At 69.3% G+C, this 17332-nt stretch carries 12 protein-coding genes; 4 read left to right on the forward strand and 8 right to left on the reverse strand.

Annotated features, from left to right (window positions below; translation table 11 throughout):
- Positions 1–61: 61 nt before the first annotated feature.
- From ACMGEZ_RS12570 to gtdA, 5 genes are all read right to left on the reverse strand, one after another.
- Positions 62–1024, reverse strand: coding sequence for a Bug family tripartite tricarboxylate transporter substrate binding protein (locus tag ACMGEZ_RS12570; protein WP_436822605.1), 963 nt, complete (start codon positions 1022–1024; stop codon positions 62–64).
- Positions 1025–1174: 150 nt separating this feature from the next.
- Positions 1175–2134: a Bug family tripartite tricarboxylate transporter substrate binding protein gene (locus ACMGEZ_RS12575; protein ID WP_436822606.1), complete on the reverse strand. Its 960-nt coding sequence runs from the start codon at positions 2132–2134 to the stop codon at positions 1175–1177.
- A 162-nt stretch (positions 2135–2296) separates the two neighbouring features.
- Complete coding sequence (locus tag ACMGEZ_RS12580) at positions 2297–3499, reverse strand: 3-hydroxybenzoate 6-monooxygenase (protein ID WP_436822607.1); 1203 nt, start codon at positions 3497–3499, stop codon at positions 2297–2299.
- 31 nt (positions 3500–3530) lie between these two features.
- A complete protein-coding gene (locus ACMGEZ_RS12585; protein ID WP_436822608.1) occupies positions 3531–4235 on the reverse strand; it encodes a fumarylacetoacetate hydrolase family protein in 705 nt (234 codons plus the stop codon).
- Between the two features lie 76 nt (positions 4236–4311).
- Positions 4312–5382 carry a gentisate 1,2-dioxygenase gene (gtdA, locus tag ACMGEZ_RS12590; protein WP_436822609.1) on the reverse strand — a complete coding sequence of 357 codons (1071 nt, stop codon included), beginning with the start codon at positions 5380–5382 and terminating at the stop codon, positions 4312–4314.
- A gap of 135 nt (positions 5383–5517) precedes the next feature.
- Here gtdA and ACMGEZ_RS12595 point away from each other — a divergent pair, with 135 nt between their 5' ends.
- From ACMGEZ_RS12595 to ACMGEZ_RS12610, 4 genes are all read left to right on the forward strand, one after another.
- The gene (locus ACMGEZ_RS12595) at positions 5518–6432 is read left to right on the forward strand and encodes a LysR family transcriptional regulator (RefSeq protein WP_436822610.1); all 915 of its coding nucleotides are present in this window, start codon (positions 5518–5520) and stop codon (positions 6430–6432) included.
- 43 nt (positions 6433–6475) lie between these two features.
- On the forward strand, positions 6476–6925 hold the full coding sequence (locus ACMGEZ_RS12600; RefSeq protein ID WP_436822611.1) for an acyl-CoA thioesterase: 450 nt from the start codon (positions 6476–6478) through the stop codon (positions 6923–6925).
- A gap of 135 nt (positions 6926–7060) precedes the next feature.
- Positions 7061–12010 carry a HAMP domain-containing protein gene (locus ACMGEZ_RS12605; RefSeq protein ID WP_436822612.1) on the forward strand — a complete coding sequence of 1650 codons (4950 nt, stop codon included), beginning with the start codon at positions 7061–7063 and terminating at the stop codon, positions 12008–12010.
- Positions 11995–14250 carry a response regulator gene (locus ACMGEZ_RS12610; RefSeq protein ID WP_436822613.1) on the forward strand — a complete coding sequence of 752 codons (2256 nt, stop codon included), beginning with the start codon at positions 11995–11997 and terminating at the stop codon, positions 14248–14250. Before ACMGEZ_RS12605 ends, ACMGEZ_RS12610 begins: the two co-directional genes overlap by 16 nt.
- 12 nt (positions 14251–14262) lie before the next feature.
- Here ACMGEZ_RS12610 and ACMGEZ_RS12615 read toward each other — a convergent pair whose 3' ends face one another.
- The 3 genes from ACMGEZ_RS12615 to hmgA all read right to left on the reverse strand — a co-directional run bounded on the left by ACMGEZ_RS12615 (position 14263) and on the right by hmgA (position 17320).
- Positions 14263–14625 (reverse strand): response regulator, encoded by a 363-nt coding sequence (locus ACMGEZ_RS12615; RefSeq protein WP_436822614.1) that lies wholly within the window; start codon positions 14623–14625, stop codon positions 14263–14265.
- 101 nt (positions 14626–14726) lie between these two features.
- Positions 14727–16004 carry a fumarylacetoacetase gene (fahA, locus tag ACMGEZ_RS12620; protein ID WP_436822615.1) on the reverse strand — a complete coding sequence of 426 codons (1278 nt, stop codon included), beginning with the start codon at positions 16002–16004 and terminating at the stop codon, positions 14727–14729.
- On the reverse strand, positions 16001–17320 hold the full coding sequence (gene hmgA, locus ACMGEZ_RS12625; RefSeq protein WP_436822616.1) for a homogentisate 1,2-dioxygenase: 1320 nt from the start codon (positions 17318–17320) through the stop codon (positions 16001–16003). Before hmgA ends, fahA begins: the two co-directional genes overlap by 4 nt.
- Positions 17321–17332 lie beyond the last annotated feature (12 nt).

Here is a 17332-nt window from a genome sequence, read left to right on the forward strand (position 1 = left end):
CTGGTGTTGCCCCCGGTGAGGGGGTGGGCGGCTACACGAAGTGAGCCAACCTGGGGGAGAGCTATTGAATCTTGATTCCCTGGGTGGAAATGATCCTGGTCATCACCGCCGCTTCTTCCTTCACGCGCGTGCGCATGCCGTCGGGCGATGTGCCCACTGCCTGCCAGCCTTGCTCGAACAGCTTCTGCCGCACCTCGGGCGACTTCATCACCACGGCCAGCTCGCGCGTGATGCGGTCCTGCGCCTGCTTCGAGAGATTGGCGGGGGCCAGCAGCGCGGTCCAGACCTCGAGGTTGAAGTCCTTCACGCCGGCATCGGCCAGCGGCGGCAGCTCGGGCACCAGCGCGCTGCGGCCGCTGGTGATGCCGATGGCCTTCACCTTGCCGGCCTTCACCTGCGGCATGGCCACGCCGGGCGGGATCAGCGCCATCTGGATCTGGTTGCCGATCAGGTCGGTCATGACCTGCGGGTTGCCCTGGTAGGGCACGTGCACCGCCTTCAGGCCGGGCACGCGGCTCTTGAGCAGCTCCATGCCGAGATGGCCCACGGAGCCGACGCCCACCGAGCCGTAGCTCCACTGGTCGCCGCTCTTGCGGCCGGCCTCGAAGAAGGCGGCGCCCGTGGGCAGGCTGTTCTGCGCCACCAGGACCAGCGGGGCGGTGGTCAGCAGCGACAGGTAGGTGAAGTCCTTGGCCGGGTCGTAGGGCAGCTTCGGGTAGAGCATCTTCGACGAGGTCAGGTTGCCGTTGATCACCACGCCGAGGGTGTGATCGTCGGTCGCCTTGGCCACCTGGTCGGCCGCGATGTTGCCCGACGCGCCGGGCTTGTTATCGACCACGATGGGCTGGCCCAGCGCCTTGGCCAACGGCTCGGCGATGGTGCGCGCGGCAATGTCGGGCGTGGAACCGCCGGGGAAACCGACGACCAGGCGAATCGGCTTGGTGGGCCAGGCAGCGGTCTGCGCGGCGGCGACCAGCGGCAGCACGCAGGCGGCGATCAGAAGGGCGCGTTTTGAAGCTTGCATGTGAAGACAAGTGAAATGGATGAGGAACCTTTGAGGATACGTGCCCCATTCCAGGCATACCGCGGAACCGGCTTTGCCGGGCCGCTGGTATGGCCCCCGGTAGGGGGTGGGCGGCTACACGAAGTGAGCCAACCTGGGGGCGAGCAACATTTACTCGAGGCTGATGTTCCCGCGCCGCACCAGCTCGCCGTACACCTTGGACTTGGCCTCGGCCTGGCGCCGGATCTCCTCGGGCGACCAAGCCAGCGGCTCGAACGCGAAGGTGTCGAAGCGGGCACGGATCTCGGGGTCGGCGATGGCCTTGGCGACGTCCGCGTTGATCTTCGCCTGGACGGCCGGCGGCACACCCTTCGGCGCGAGCAGCGAGACGAAGGACGTGACCTCCAGGCTGGCGGGGCCGCCGGCCTCGGCCATGGTGGGCACGTCGGGCATCTGGGGGATGCGCTTGGGCGCGGCGATGGCGATGTAGCGCAGCTTGCCTGCCTTGTAGACGCCCTGGCTCGAAGGAATGCTGGCGAAGGCCCACGGCACCTCGCCCGAGCCCACGTTGGTGTAGAGCTGCGACACCTCGCGGTAGGGCACGTGCTGCATCTGCACGCCGGTCAGCGCCTCCAGCTGTTGCGCGCCCAGATGCCCGGGGCTGCCCACGCCCCAGGAGCCGTAGCTCAGCGAGGCGGCCTTGGCGGCGGCGACCAGGTCGCTCATGTTCTTCCACTTCGAGTCGGTGGGCACCGCGACGAAGAAGGGCGTGCGGAACAACGAGGCCACCGGGTCGAAGTGCTGCAGCGTCACGAAGTTGCGCGACTTGTACAGGTGCGGCAGGGCCGCGACGTGTTCGCTGTCGAGCTGCAGCAGCGTGTAGCCGTCCGGGGCCGCGCGCCGGGCCTGCTCGATGGCGATGAAGCCGCCGCCGCCCGGCTTGTTGTCGACCACCACGCGCTGGTTCCACAGGCGGCCGAGCTTGTCGGCCACCAGGCGCAGCACCGCGTCGGGGCCGCTGCCGGCCGCGAACGGCGTGACCAGGGTGACGGGCTTGCTCGGGTAGTCGGTGGGCTGCGCGAGCGCAGTCGTCGTAACCAGGGCCGCAGCCAGCGAGAGGATGGTTTTCATGGCGATTCGTCTCCAGTTTGAATGAAATATCTGCGCAGCATCACTGGCCGGCGAAGCCTGGCCCGTTCGGGGAACACCGCGGAACCGGCTTTGCCGGGCCGCTGGTGTTGCCCCCGGTGAGGGGGTGGGCGGCTACACGAAGTGAGCCAACCTGGGGGTGAGTCATGCCTCCAAGCACTGCGCGGGATTCCAGGCGTAGAGCCATTCGACCGCATCGTAGAAGCGTTCGGGCGTGCGGCCTACCCAGAGGCTGTTGCGCACCAGGCGTTCCACGCCCTTGGCGTGGTAAAGCCGGCCCATCTCGCGCACGGAGAGCACCACGCGGGCCGTGCGCGCCACGCGCGCGGCCGAATAGAGCTGGAACGCCGCAGGCAGGTCGAAGTCGCAGGCCTCGACCGCGGCGCCCAGCGTCACCGCGTCCTCGAGCGCCATGCAGGCGCCCTGTGCCAGGTACTGCATCATCGGATGCGCCGCGTCCCCCAGCAGCGTGGCCGGGCCCTGGCTCCAGTTCGCGACCGGCTCGCGGTCGGCGGTGCTCCAGCGGCGCCAGGAGCTCGGCCGGTCCAGCAGCTGGCGCGGGCGCGCGTGCACGCCCTCGAAGTAGGAGAGCACCTCCTCCTTGCTGCCTTCGGTCACGCCCCACTGCTCGTCGTAGCGGCTGTGGAAGGTCACGACCAGGTTGTACTGCTCGCCATGCCGCAGCGGATAGTGAACCAGGTGGCAGTCGGGGCCGGCCCAGACCACCGGCGCATTCCAGCGCAGGTCCTCGGGCATGTCGGAAGCCGGCACCACCGCGCGGTAGACCACGTGGCCCGACACGCGCGGCGCGTCGCCGATCAGCTTGCTGCGCACCACCGACTTGACGCCGTCGCAGCCGACGATGGCGTCGGCCTGGAAGCGCCGTCCGTCGCGGGTGACGGCTGTCACGCCGCGCTCGCCGATGTCGAGCTGCTCGACCTGCGCCGAGGTATGGAAGCGGATCAGCGGATGCTGCTTCACCGCCTCGTGGATCGCGCCATGCAGGTCGGCGCGGTGGCTCACCGCGTAGGGGTTGCCGAAGCGTGCGCGAAAGGCCTCGCCGACCGGGACCGAGGCGACCTCGCTGCAGTCGACCGCGTCCATCATCACCAGCCGGTCGGTGAACACCGAGCCGCGCCGCACCGCCTCGCCGACGCCCAGCGCGTCGAGCGCGGCAAAGGCGTTGGGGCCGAGCTGAAGGCCGGCGCCGATCTCGCCGATGGCGGCGCTCTGCTCCAGCAGCTCGATGGTCATGCCCAGCCGCGCCAGCGCCAGCGCCGCCGCCATGCCGCCGATGCCGCCGCCGACCAGCAGCACGGAGGGCTTGTCTTGTCGTGGGGTGCTCATGGTGCTTGTCTCCCGCGGATGGACCAGGAACTCAATCCACGCGCACGGCGATGGGATCGAGGCCGTCGATGCGCACGTGCATGGTCTGCCCACGCTGCACCGGGCCCACGCCCTCGGGCGTGCCGGTGAAGATCAGGTCGCCGGGCTGCAGCGTGAAAAGCGTCGAGAGGTTGGCGATCACCTCGTTGACCGACCAGATCAGGTTGCGGATGTCGCTCTTCTGGCGGATCTCGCCGTTCACCTCGAGCGTGATCGCGCCGCTGTCGATCTCGCCGGTGTCAGCGCGCCTGCGCACCGGACCGACAGGCGCGGAGAAGTCGAAGGCCTTGCCGATCTCCCAGGGACGGCCCTGCTCGCGCATCCTCATCTGCAGGTCGCGGCGCGTCATGTCCAGGCCCACCGCATAGCCGTAGATGTGCTTCGCGGCGTCTTCCACCGCGATGTCGCGGCCGCCCTGGCCGATCAGCACCACCAGCTCGGCCTCGTAGTGGTAGTTGGCGGTCTGGCCCGGGTAGGGGATGCCCACCGTCTCGCCGGCCGGCACCGGCACGACCGAGGCATCGTCGTTGGGCTTGCAGAAGAAGAAGGGCGGCTCGCGGTCGGGGTCGAAGCCCATCTCGCGCGCATGCGCTGCGTAGTTGCGGCCGACGCAATAGACGCGGCGCACCGGGAACAGGTCGGACGTTCCGACGATGGGGAGGCCGACGGTGGCCGGCGGCGTGACGACATAGGACATGGAAGCTCCCGCCGCAAGGCGGCCCGTGGTTCAGAAAAAAAAAAGAAAGAGGTGCCGGCGCGCGGCCGGCTCGGTGTCAGGCGTCCTGCAGGAAGGCCTCGCGCAGCACGCCCATCGCCTGCTGCACCGGCCGGTCGGAGAAGCTGAACAGCACGGCATCCTCGGCGGCCGACAGGCGCAGCGGCGCCCACGAAGGCACGACGAAGGTGTCGCGCGGGCCGAAGTCGAAGCGCTGGCCGCCGATCTCGGCCGTGCCGCGCCCTTCGACCACGCTGTAGACCGTGCCGTCGGTGGCGCGATGCGTCTTGCCGGCAAAGCCCTTGGGCAGCAGCTGCAGGTTCGTCCCGATGGTGGGCATCGGCGCGCCGCCGGTCAGCGGGTTGACGTAGCGCAGCTTGTGCCCCAGCCAGGCGTCGGGCGCCTCCTGCTTCTGCAACTGGGCCAGCGCCTCGCGGCTGCGCGCATAGGGGTAATTGAAGATCGGCGAGGTCGGCGCGACATGGTCGTGCCGCACCGGCACCATGTTGTGGCCGAAGCGCGCCAGGCTGTTGCCTTCGGGCCGGGCCACGTGCTGCACCTTGGCATCGTCGTTCTCGGCAAAGCCGGCGTCGAAGAAGCGCAGCATCGGAATATCGAGGCCGTCCAGCCAGACCACCGGCTCGGCCATGCCCTCGATGCCCTCGTTGCCGTGGTCATGCCAGGCCCAGGAGGGCGTGATGATGAAGTCGCCCGGGAACATGGTGGTGCGCTCACCGCCCACGGTGGTATAGGCCCCCTTGCCGTCGACGATGAAGCGCAGCGCCGACTGCACATGGCGGTGCGAGGGCGCGACCTCGCCGGGCATGATCAGCTGCAGGCCGGCATACAGCGACTGGGTGATCGAGGAGCGGCCGGGAATCGCCGGGTTTTCCAGCACCAGCACGCGGCGCACCGCTTCCTCGGCGGTGATGAGTGCAGCCGACTCCATCAGCAGCGGGCGGATCTCGTCGTAGCGCCAGAGCGCAGGCACGCAGGGCGTCTGCGGCTCGCGCGGCACCAGGGCGTGCAGCGATTCCCACAGCGGCGTGAGGTTCAGCGGGCGGATGCGTTCGTAGTAGGCGCGGCGCTCGCCGGCGTCGCCGCGCGCGGCCTGGGGGGCGGTGTTCATGGGGGGTGTCTCCAGGCGTGTCCTGCGCCTTGTGGCCGATTGTTCGCCCGGACCACTATTTCCTCAAGACCTGTGGCCAATACTTCGGATCATGTTTTTAGATAATGGGCCCCCACCCGTCCAGAAGGAAGGCCCATGGCCAAGCTCGATCTCGAATGGCTCGCCGTTTTCGACGAGATCTACAAGACCGGCAGCGTCTCGAAGGCCGCCGAGCGCCTGGGGCTGGCGCAGGCCGCGGCCAGCACCATGCTCAACAAGCTGCGCGCGCAGTTCGACGACCGGCTGTTCGCGCGCACCGCGCAGGGCATGCAGCCCACGCCCTATGCGCAGCGCATGCTGCCGCACGTGCGCGAGGCCCTGTCGCAGATCGAGCAGGCGCGCGGCAGCCGCAGCAGCTTCGACCCCGCCCGGGCGCAGCGCAACTTCCGCATCTGCATGACCGACATCAGCGAGGTGGTGCTCCTGCCTGGCCTGCTGGATCACCTGCGCCGGACGGCCCCCGGGGTGCACATCGAAACCGAGATCATCTCCACCGACAGCGGCCGGCGGCTGGCCGACGGCGAGGTGGACCTGGCGGTGGGCTTCATGCCGCAGTTGGATGCGGGCTTCTACCAGCAGACGCTTTTCATGCAGAACTTCGTCTGCCTGGCGGCGCGCAACCATCCGCGCATCGGCGAGCGGCTCACGCGCAAGCGCTTCGAGGCCGAGGCACACGCGGTGATTTCCTCTTCCGGCACAGGCCACGCCATCGTGGACAAGACCATCGCGCGCCTGGGCGTGAAGCGCGAGGTGGTGGCGGCGCTATCAAGCTTCCTGAGCGTGGCGCGCATCGTGGCGCACACCGAGCTGATCGTGATCGTGCCGCGCATCCTCGGCGAGGTGCTGGTCACGCAGGAGCCGGTGAAGCTGCTGGAGCCGCCCTTCGCGCTGCCCCACTACGCGGTCAAGCAGCACTGGCACGAACGCTTCCACGCCGACCCCGGCAATGCCTGGCTGCGGCGCACCGTGGCGCGCCTGTTCGGGCCGGACAAGGCCACGGCGCTCGCATAATCGCCGCAGTCCCGCCCTCCCCTCCTTTACCGCCGAGGTTCCCATGACCAGCATCACCCTGCGCTTTCTCGCCGAGCCCAGCACCGTCAACTTCGGCGGCAAGGTCCACGGTGGCACCGTCATGAAGTGGATCGACGAAGCGGGCTATGCCTGCGCGACGACCTGGTCCAAGCGCTACTGCGTCACCGTGTTCATCGGCAGCATCCGCTTCCACCATCCGATCATGATCGGCGACCTGGTCGAGGTCGACGCCCGGCTGGCCTACACCGGCACCAGCAGCATGAACATCGTGGTGGAAGTGCGCAGCGGCGACATGAAGGGCGGCGAGATGCAGAAGACGGCCGAGTGCCTGATCGTCTTCGTCTCCGTCGACTCGCACGGCCGGCCGCTGCCGGTGAGCGCCTACACCCCCGCCACGCCCGAAGACGCGGTCCTGGCCGAGCGGGTGCGCGTTCACCTCACCGCCTCGCGCGCCGCGTCCGGCCAGAGCTAGGCGCAGCGGGTCGCCGGACGGGCCAGCCGTGCGCCCGGTCTTTGTGCGATCTGTCTGACGCGGATTTCGGACACCGCTCGATACACTGCCCGGCACAACTGCGTTTGAAGCCCCCACACATGGCGGAGGAAAGAGATGAACGTCCTGGACAAATCGATCGCGACCGGGTCGCTCGAGGAAATGGCCATCCTGCTCGACGCGCTGACCCGCTTTCGCAAGGGTGACGCCGAGATCCGCCTGCCCCAGCACTGGACCGGCCTGTCCGGCAAGGTGGCCGATGTCTTCAACGACGTGGTCGAGCAGAACGCGATGCTGGCTGCCGAGCTGGTGCGCCTGCGCCAGGTGGTCGGCAAGGAAGGCCAGCTCAAGCAGCGTGCCGCGCTGTTCGAGACACGCGGCTTCTGGGGCGAGTCGATCGAGTGCGTCAACGCGCTGATCGAGGACCTGGTCCACCCCACCACCGAGGTCGCGCGCGTGATCGGCGCCGTGGCCCAGGGCGACCTGTCCAAGAGCATGGCGCTGGAGGTGGACGGCCGGCCGCTGGAGGGCGAGTTCCTGCGCACCGCCAAGACCATCAACAAGATGGTGGAGCAGCTCGGCAACTTCTCGGCCGAGGTGACGCGGGTGGCGCGCGAGGTGGGCACCGAAGGCAAGCTGGGCGGCCAGGCCAAGGTGAAGGGCGTGGCCGGCACCTGGAAGGACCTGACCGACTCCGTCAACTCGATGGCGGGCAACCTGACCGACCAGGTGCGCAACATCGCGGACGTGACCACTGCGGTGGCCAAGGGCGACCTCTCCAAGAAGATCGACGTGGACGTGAAGGGCGAGTTCCTCACGCTGCGCAACACGATCAACACCATGGTCGACCAGCTGCGCTCCTTCGCCTCGGAGGTGACGCGGGTGGCGCGCGAGGTGGGCACCGAGGGCTCGCTGGGCGGCCAGGCGCGGGTCGAGGGCGTCTCGGGCACCTGGAAGGACCTGACCGATTCGGTGAACTCCATGGCAGGCAACCTGACCAGCCAGGTGCGCAACATCGCCGACGTGACCAAGGCGGTGGCTGCGGGCGATCTCTCCAAGAAGATCACGGTGGACGTGAAGGGCGAGATCCTGGAGCTGAAGAACACCGTCAACACCATGGTGGACCAGCTCAACTCCTTCGCCGCGGAAGTGACGCGGGTGGCGCGCGAGGTGGGCACCGAAGGCAAGCTGGGCGGGCAGGCCGACGTGCAGGGCGTGGCCGGCACCTGGAAGGACCTCACCGAGTCGGTCAACTTCATGGCCGGCAACCTGACCGACCAGGTGCGCAACATCGCCGACGTGACCACCGCCGTCGCCGCGGGCGATCTCTCCAAGAAGATCACGGTCGACGTGAAGGGCGAGATCCTGGAGCTGAAGAACACCGTCAACACGATGGTGGACCAGCTCAACTCCTTCGCCGCGGAAGTGACGCGCGTGGCGCGCGAGGTGGGCACCGAAGGCAAGCTGGGCGGGCAGGCCGACGTGCAGGGCGTGGCCGGCACCTGGAAGGATCTCACCGACTCGGTGAACCTGATGGCCTCGAACCTCACCTCGCAGGTGCGCAACATCGCCGACGTGACCAAGGCGGTGGCCGCGGGCGATCTCTCCAAGAAGATCACGGTGGACGTGAAGGGCGAGATCCTGGAACTCAAGGCCACCATCAACACCATGGTGGATCAGCTCTCCTCCTTCGCCGCCGAGGTGACGCGGGTGGCGCGCGAGGTCGGCACCGAGGGCCGCCTGGGCGGCCAGGCCCAGGTGCGCGACGTCTCGGGCACCTGGAAGGACCTCACCGACAACGTCAACTTCATGGCCGGCAACCTGACCGGGCAGGTGCGCGGCATCGCCAAGGTCGTGACGGCCGTGGCCAACGGCGACCTGCAGCAGAAGCTGATGGTCGAAGCCAAGGGCGAGATCGCGGCCCTGGCCGAGACCATCAACAGCATGACCGACACGCTGGCCACCTTCGCCGACCAGGTGACGACGGTGGCGCGCGAGGTGGGCGTCGAGGGCAAGCTCGGCGGCCAGGCCAAGGTGCCCGGCGCCGCCGGCACCTGGAAGGGCCTGACCGAGAACGTGAACCAGCTGGCCGCCAACCTGACCACCCAGGTGCGCGCCATCGCGGAGGTGGCGACCGCCGTGACGCAGGGCGACCTGACGCGCTCCATCACGGTGGAGGCGCGCGGCGAGGTCGCGGCCCTGAAGGACACGATCAACGAGATGATCCGCAACCTGAAGGACACAACGCAGAAGAACACCGAGCAGGACTGGCTCAAGACCAACCTGGCCAAGTTCAGCCGCATGCTGCAGGGCCAGAAGGACCTGCTGACGGTGGGGCAGCTGATCCTCTCCGAGCTGGCGCCCGTGGTGGGGGCACAGCAGGCGGAGTTCTACATGCTGACCACCAACACCGCCACGCCGCGGCTGAAGCTCTTCGCCAGCTACGCCTCGGGCGGCCAGGCGGTGCACGGCAAGGAAATCGACCTGGGCCAGGGCCTGGTCGGCCAATGCGCGGTCGAGAAGACCAAGATCCTGCTGACCAACGTGCCGAGCACGGCCTTCCGCATCGCGACCGGCCTGTCGGAAGGCGCGGCCATGGACGTGATCGTGCTGCCGGTGATCTTCGAGGGCGAGGTGCGCGGGGTGCTGGAGCTGGCCTCGCTGGAGCGCTTCAATCCTTCGCACCAGGCCTTCCTGGACCAGTTGACCGAGTCGATCGGCATCGTGATCAACACCATCTCGGCCAACATGCGCACCGAGGACCTGCTCACGCAGTCGCAGTCGCTGGCCGAGGAGCTGCAGAGCCGCCAGCAGGAGCTGCAGCAGACCAACGAGGCGCTGCAGGAAAAAGCGCGGCTGCTGGTGCACCAGAACCAGGAGGTGGAGCGCAAGAACCAGGAGGTGGAGCAGGCCCGCCAGGCGCTGGAGGAAAAGGCCGAGCAGCTCGCGCTCACCTCCAAGTACAAGTCCGAGTTCCTGGCCAACATGTCGCACGAGCTGCGCACGCCGCTCAACAGCCTCTTGATCCTGTCGGACCAGCTGTGCAAGAACAGCGAGGGCAATCTGACGGCCCGGCAGGTGGAGTTCGCCAAGACCATCCACCTCTCGGGCAACGACCTGCTGATGCTGATCAACGACATCCTCGACCTGTCGAAGATCGAGTCGGGCACGGTGGCGGTGGAGCTCAGCGAGCTCAGGCTGGACGACCTGCAGCGCTCGGTGGAGCGCAGCTTCCGCCACGTGGCCGAGGCCAAGCACGTGGACTTCGACATCCGTGCCGTGGGGCCGCTGCCCGAGACCATCGTGACCGACGTCAAGCGGCTGCAGCAGATCATCAAGAACCTGCTGTCGAACGCCTTCAAGTTCACGCACCAGGGCTCGGTGGCCATGACGGTGTCCGCGGTGGACGGCGGCTGGTCCGCCGACAACGAAAGCCTCAACCGCGCGGGCCGGGTCATGGCCTTCTCGGTGGCCGACACCGGCATCGGGATCTCCGCGGACAAGCAGCAGATCGTGTTCGAGGCTTTCCAGCAGGCGGACGGTTCGACCTCCCGCAAGTACGGCGGCACCGGCCTGGGCCTGGCGATCAGCCGCGAGCTCGCACGGCTGCTGGGCGGCGAGATCCGGCTGGTGAGCGCGCCGGCACAAGGCAGCACCTTCACGCTGTACCTGCCGCAAAGCTACAGCTCGCCACGCGGCGCTCGCCTGGGCCGTCCGGCGGCATCCGCGCAGGACCGGCCCGCCGAGGCCCGCAGCGAGGCGCGCAAGCCGGCGCGCCGTGCGCTCCCCGCCCATGAGCCGGCGCCTGCGCCGCATGTCGAGCCCGAGACCACGGCCGAGCTGCTGTCCTCGCTCAACATCGCCGACGACGATCGCGACAACATCCTGCCGGGCGAGAAGGTGCTCCTGGTCGTGGAGAACGACCTCGGCTTCGCCAGGATGCTGCTGCAGGCGGCGCGCCGCGCCGGCTACAAGGGCCTGGTGAGCGCCAGCGGCGCGGGCGCCCTGGCGCTGGCGCGCGACCACCGGCCGATGCTCATCACGCTGGACATCTACCTGCCCGACATGGAGGGCTGGCGCATCCTGGAGCGCCTGAAGGCAGACCTGGCGACGCGCCACATCCCGATCTGCGTGGTCTCGACAGACGACTCGCGCGAACGGGCGATGGAGTCCGGCGCCGTCGGCTTCCTCGCCAAGCCCCTGCAGTCGATCGACGTGGTGGATGCGGCGCTGACGCAGTTGAACCGCTTCGTCGAGGCCACGAGCCGCAAGCTGCTGGTCGCGATGCAGCCGGGCGCCCTGCGCGACAGCTATGTCGCCGCCCTGCCCCGCGGCGACATCGAGATCGTCATCGCGGAAAGCGCCGACGCGGCCCGCCGCGCGCTGCAGCTGAACGACATCGACGCCATCGCGACGGACGGCCGCCTCGACGGCCTCGGGCGCCGGGACATCGCCGAGTTCGTGGAAGGCCGCCCTGCGGCCCTCCGGCAGTTGCCGGTGCTTCTCTACAGTCCACCGCCCGGCGACCCCGTGCCAGGCTGGGAGCGCGGTCCCGGCGGCGCCGTGATGCGGGTCGCCGATTCGCTGGAAGCGCTGATCGACGCCACCGCCTTCAGTCTGCATCGCGGCATGGCCCGGATGTCCGAGCGCGAGCGGCGCGCGGTGGAGGCTACGCACCAGGCCTCCGGTTCGCTGGCAGGCCACAAGGTGCTGATCGTCGACGACGACATGCGCAACATCTTCGCGCTCGCGGCGGTGCTGGACGCACAGGGCATGGCCGTCGTGTCGGCGGAGAACGGCCGCGACGCGATCCGCCTGGTGAAGCAGGACGCCTCCATCGACATCGTGCTGATGGACATCATGATGCCGGAGATGGACGGCATGCAGACCATGCGCGAGCTGCGCAAGCTGCCACGCGGCAAGCAGCTGCCGCTGGTGGCGCTGACGGCCAAGGCCATGAAGGGCGACCGCGAGAAGTGCATCGAGGCCGGCGCCTGGGACTACCTGTCGAAGCCGGTCGACACGGCCTACCTGCTGATGGTCCTGCGGGGATGGCTGTGCAAATAGACGACGCCGCCGAGCTGCCCGAGGACGCGAACCCCGGCCCCGTCGCCGGCGAAGAAAAGGCCGACATCCTGGTGGTGGACGACCTGCCCGAGAAGCTGCTGGTGTTCCGCACCGTGCTCGAGGAACTGGGGCAGAACCTCGTGCTGGTGCGCTCGGGCGCCGACGCGCTGCGGGAGATCCTGCAGCGCGAATTCGCGGTAATCCTGCTGGACGTCAACATGCCCGGCATCGACGGCTTCGAGACCGCCACGCTGATCCGCCAGCACCGGCGCTGCGCGCACACGCCGATCATCTTCATCACCTCCTACGCCGACGAGATGCAGACGGCGCGCGGCTATTCGCTGGGCGCGGTGGACTACATCCTGTCGCCGGTAGTGCCGGAGATCCTGCGCAGCAAGGTCTCGGTCTTCGTCGCGCTCCACCAGATGCGGCGCCAGGTCCGGCGCCAGGCCGATGCGCGCGTCGCGGTGATGGCGGCGCAGGCAGCGCGCCGCGTCGCCGAGGAAAACGATCGGCGCTCGGCCTTCCTGGCCAATGCGAGCCGGGTGCTCAGCGGCTCGCTGCAGATCCGGGTCGCGATGAACGAACTGGCCGAGCTGCTGGTGCCCGAGCTGGCGTCGCTGGCGCTCGTGCTGCTGGCCGACCCCGACCTCGGCGCCGGCGAGATGGTGGCCGCGACCCAGCCCCCCGGCGCGAAGTTGCAGTTGTCGACCGGGCTCGGTTCGCGCCTGGACGAGCGCCTGCAGGGCTTGCTGGGCGGCGCGGTCCGGGAGCGGCAGGCCGTGCACCTCGACGAGGCGGCGCTGGCCGCGCTCACGCCCGCTGCCCTCGGCCTAGCGGCGGGCGATGCCTTCCCGCCGCTGCGCTCGGCGCAAGCGGTGCCGCTGGTCTTCGGCGAGCGCGTGCTGGGCGTGGTGCTGGTCGCCCGCGGCGACGCTGGCGAACGTGGGGCGGCCGAGGCCGCCCTGCTCGAGGAGCTGGCCGCGCGGGCGGCCACCGCCTTCGAGAATGCGCGCCTCTACCTCGTGCTGCAGCGGGAGATGCTCGAGCGGCAGGCTGCGCAGGAGGAGCTCCAGCGCACCAACCGTCGCAAGGACGAGTTCCTCGCGATGATGTCGCACGAGCTGCGCAATCCGCTGGCGCCCATCCACACCGCGGTGCAGGTGATCCGGCGCGTCGCGGCGCCGCACCCCAAGGTGGCCTGGGCCCTGGACATCGCCGAGCGGCAGCTCAAGCAGCTGACCCGCCTGATCGAGGAGCTGCTGGACGTGGCGCGGATCAGCCAGGGCAAGATCGTGCTGAAGCACGAGACCCTGGACCTGAACACCGTGGTCGCCCAGAGCGTCGAGACGGTGCAGCCCTTCGTCGACGGCCGCCGCCAGGCCTTGAGGGTCGTGGTGCCGCAGCAGCCGGCGTGGCTGCTCGGCGACATGGCTCGGCTCACCCAGGTGATCGCCAACCTGCTGCACAACGCCGCCAAGTACAGCCCCGAGGGCACCGGCATCGAGCTGGTGTCCTGGCTGGAGGAGGACGAGGTCGTCCTCTCGGTGCGCGACCAGGGCATCGGCATCGACCCCGAGCTGCTGCCGCGCATCTTCGATCTCTTCGAGCAGGGCGAGCGCGGCCTCGACCGCGCCCAGGGCGGGCTGGGCGTCGGCCTGACGCTGGCGCGGCGGCTGACCGAAATGCACGGCGGCCGCATCGAGGCATTCAGCGAAGGCCGGGACTGCGGTTCCGAGTTCAGGCTGCGGCTGCCGCGCGTCGGCGCGGTGCCGCCTGCCGACGCAACAGCGCCGCTGCACGCAGCGGCAGCGTCCCGCAGCGAGGGCCTGCGCATCCTGGTCGTCGACGACAACCACGACGCGGCCACCGGCATTGCCACGATGCTCGAACTGGAAGGCCACGCGGTCCATACCGCCCACGACGGCGAAGAGGCGCTCGGCGCTGCCGCGACGCACAGTCCTGCCGTGGTGGTGCTGGACATCGGCTTGCCGCTGCTCGATGGCTACGAGGTGGCGCGCCGGATGCGCGCCATGCCCGAGCTGGCCGGCGCCCTGCTGATCGCAGTGACGGGCTACGGGCAGAGCGAAGATCGCGCGGCGGCCATCGGCGCGGGCTTCGACCACCACTTCGTCAAGCCGGCAGATCCGGAAGCTTTGCTGGGTTGCATCCGGGCGTGGTCCGGGAAGCGTGTCCAAGGCGGCGCCGGGAACCGGCGGGCCTCCGCGGCGGCGTCGTAGCGTTCGCCCGCCCTACCGGGCCGGGGAAGGCACCAGGATGCGGTCGAGGACCTCGAAGTCGATGGGCTTCTGCAGATGGTGGTCGAACAAGCCGGGCGCGGCGGCATCGCCTGCGTCCTCCTTGCCATACCCGGAGACAGCGACGAGCAGCAGGTGCTTGTCGCTCTTGCCGGCGCGCATGCGCCGCGCCAGCTCTGCGCCGGAGAAGTCCGGCAGGACCAGGTCGATCAGGGCCGCATCGAAGTCCGTGGCGGCGGCAGCGTCGATGGCATCCTGCGCGCAGTAGCTGCAATGCACCTCGTGATCCTGCAGGGTCAGCAGCTCGCGCAGCAGATCGGCCGCGGCCTTGTTGTCGTCGACGATCAGCACATTCACGGCAAGGTTCCCCCAAATTCAAGGCGCCCCAGTATCGGCAGCTGCCGGGGAGATGCGCGTAGGAGAGCGCCCCGTCCGGCCACCGAGGTGGGCAGGAGCGCTCAAGCCAGCGCCGGCTCGACCGTTGCGCTGACCTCGCCCAGCCCGATGCCCACCGCGCCTTCGCGCTCGCACCATCCGCGCAGGGTCAACGTGTCGCCGTCTTCGAGGAAGCTGCGGCGCTCGCCGTTCGGCAGCTCGATGGGCTGCTTGCCGCCGAGGGTGAGCTCCAGCAGCGAGCCGGCTTCGTCGGGCTTCGGCCCCGAGAGCGTGCCCGAACCCAGCAGGTCGCCGGGCTGCAGGTTGCAGCCGTTCACGGTGTGGTGCGTGACCAGCTGCGCCGGCGTCCAGTAGGCGGCCTCGCGGGCGTTGCCGCGCGTGAGGCGCACGGGCGCCTCGCCGGCTTCGCGCATGGCGGCGGTCTGCAGCCAGGTTTCCAGCACGATGTCGAGCGCGCCCGTGGCGCGGTTGGCGGGCGCATCGAGGTACGGCAGCGGCTGCGGATCGCCCGCCGGGCGCTTGAAAGGGGCACGGAAGGGGGCGAGTGCCTCCACGGTGACGATCCAGGGCGACAGGGTGGTGGCGAAGTTCTTGGACAGGAAGGGGCCCAGCGGCTGGTACTCCCAGGCCTGGATGTCGCGTGCCGACCAGTCGTTGAGCAGGGTGACGCCGAACAGGTGCGCCTCGGCGTCGCCGATGGCAATGGGCTCGCCCAGCGCATTGCCGTGGGCAACGAAGAAGCCGAGCTCGAGCTCGTAGTCGAGCCGCTTGGAGGGGCCCAGCGTCGGCGCGGTGGCATCGGGCGCCCTGGTCTGGCCTTTCGGGCGCTTGAAGCGCTGGCCGCTCACGCCGATCGAGGAGGCGCGACCGTGGTAGCCGATGGGCACCCACTGGTAATTGGGCAGCAGCGGCGCGTCGGGGCGGAACAGGCTGCCCACGGTGCGGGCGTGATGGATGCCGGTGTAGAAGTCGGTGTAGTCGCCGATGCGGCAGGGCACCGCCATCTCGGCAGCGGACTGCGCCAGCAAGGCCCTGCCCCACTCGGCCGCCTGCGCGCTGCCTTCGGCCAGGCCCGCTGAAATGGCGGCACGCAAGGCCTGGCGCTCGGTCGGGCTCTTCGCCATCAGCACGTTCATGTCGTCGGTGTGGATGAGCCCGGTCGCCTTCAGGTCGAGCACCTGGTCGCCGATGGCGACGCCGATGCGAAAGGCCTCGCCGCTGCCGGCGGGCCGGAAGCGGCCGTAGGGCAGGTTCTGGATCGGAAAGTCGCAAGCAGCCTGGTTGGCGGATGCGACCCAGCTGCGCAGCTGGGGGTCGTGGGTGGCGTTCAATGAGGTCATGGCTTGAATCGGTCCTGCAGGCCGGCCCAGCAGTCGGCGTAGTCGTTGTCGAGCGCCGGGCTCTGGAGGGCCCAGGCGGTGGGGATGAAGCGGTAGCGGCTCTCGAACATGAAGGCGAGCGTGTTGTCCAGCTTCTGTGGCTTCAGGTCGGTGCGGCTCGCCTTCTCGAAGGCTTCCTCGTCGGGGCCGTGCGGCACCATCGCGTTGTGCAGGCTGGCGCCGCCGGGCTTGAAGCCGCCGGGCTTGGCGTCGTACTCGCCGTAGACCAGGCCCATGAACTCGCTCATGAGGTTGCGGTGGTACCAGGGCGGACGGAAGGTGTCTTCCATCACCAGCCAGCGCGGCGGGAAGATCACGAAGTCGCAGTTGGCGGTGCCGGGCGTGTCCGAAGGCGAAGTCAGCACGGTGAAGATCGACGGGTCCGGATGGTCGAAGCTGATCGACCCGATGGTCATGAAGTGGGCCGTGTCGTACTTCACCGGCGCGAGGTTGCCGTGCCAGGCGACCACGTTGAAGGGCGTGTGCGTCATCGGCGCGCGCCAGAGGCGGCCGGCGGATTTCTTGACGAGCTCGTAGGCGCCGGCCTCGGTCTCGAAGGCGGCCACCGGCGCCTGGAAGTCGCGCGCATTGGCCAGGCCGTTGGAGCCGATCGGCCCGAGCTCGGGCAGGCGGAACTGCGCGCCGTAGTTCTCGCAGACGTAGCCGCGCGAGGGGCCGGCGCCGGCTTCCGAATCCGGCAGCGCGACCTTGAAGACCACGCCGCGCGGCAGCAGGGCGATCTCGCCCGGCTTGACCTCGAGCACGCCCATCTCGGTGGTGATGACCAGCCGGCCCTGCTGCGGCACCACCAGCAGCTCGCCGTCGGCATTGACGAAGGCGCGGCGCTGCATCGACTTGCTCGCGAGATAGACGTGGGCGGCCACGCCCTGCTGCGCCTCGACGTCGCCGTTGGCGGCGAGGGTGTGCATGCCGTCGACGAAGTCGGCTTCGGCGCCGGTGAAGGGAATCGGATGCCAGCGCATCGGCTCCGGCGCCAGTGCGATGCTGCGGTCGGGCCCGGTCTGCCAGGTGGGCTGCGCATAGGCCTCGTAGCGGCCCGAGACCACCGAAGGCTGGCGCCGGTACATCCAGCTGCGCCGGTTCTCGTGGCGCGGCGCGGTGAAGGCAGTGCCGGAGATCAGCTCGGGGTACAGGTCGAAGGGCGCGCGCTGCGGGCTGTTGCGGCCCTGCGGCAGGGCGCCGGCCAAGGCCTCGCTCGCGTACTCGTTGCCGAAGCCGCTCTGGTAGCGGCGCTCGGCGGCGGATTCGTTGCTCATGGATGGAATGTC

It is taken from the genome of Variovorax stachyos, from assembly GCF_051400855.1.
Classification (GTDB): Bacteria; Pseudomonadota; Gammaproteobacteria; order Burkholderiales; family Burkholderiaceae_C; genus Variovorax.

What these genes read in the sequence shown, in the direction of transcription:
- ACMGEZ_RS12570 (WP_436822605.1), bottom strand. Translation starts at nt 1,024, where the DNA reads ATGCAAGCTTCAAAACGCGCCCTTCTGATCGCCGCCTGCGTGCTGCCG.
- ACMGEZ_RS12575 (WP_436822606.1), bottom strand. Translation starts at nt 2,134, where the DNA reads ATGAAAACCATCCTCTCGCTGGCTGCGGCCCTGGTTACGACGACTGCG.
- ACMGEZ_RS12580 (WP_436822607.1), bottom strand. Translation starts at nt 3,499, where the DNA reads ATGAGCACCCCACGACAAGACAAGCCCTCCGTGCTGCTGGTCGGCGGC.
- ACMGEZ_RS12585 (WP_436822608.1), bottom strand. Translation starts at nt 4,235, where the DNA reads ATGTCCTATGTCGTCACGCCGCCGGCCACCGTCGGCCTCCCCATCGTC.
- gtdA (WP_436822609.1), bottom strand. Translation starts at nt 5,382, where the DNA reads ATGAACACCGCCCCCCAGGCCGCGCGCGGCGACGCCGGCGAGCGCCGC.
- ACMGEZ_RS12595 (WP_436822610.1), top strand. Translation starts at nt 5,518, where the DNA reads ATGGCCAAGCTCGATCTCGAATGGCTCGCCGTTTTCGACGAGATCTAC.
- ACMGEZ_RS12600 (WP_436822611.1), top strand. Translation starts at nt 6,476, where the DNA reads ATGACCAGCATCACCCTGCGCTTTCTCGCCGAGCCCAGCACCGTCAAC.
- ACMGEZ_RS12605 (WP_436822612.1), top strand. Translation starts at nt 7,061, where the DNA reads ATGAACGTCCTGGACAAATCGATCGCGACCGGGTCGCTCGAGGAAATG.
- ACMGEZ_RS12610 (WP_436822613.1), top strand. Translation starts at nt 11,995, where the DNA reads ATGGCTGTGCAAATAGACGACGCCGCCGAGCTGCCCGAGGACGCGAAC.
- fahA (WP_436822615.1), bottom strand. Translation starts at nt 16,004, where the DNA reads ATGACCTCATTGAACGCCACCCACGACCCCCAGCTGCGCAGCTGGGTC.
- hmgA (WP_436822616.1), bottom strand. Translation starts at nt 17,320, where the DNA reads ATGAGCAACGAATCCGCCGCCGAGCGCCGCTACCAGAGCGGCTTCGGC.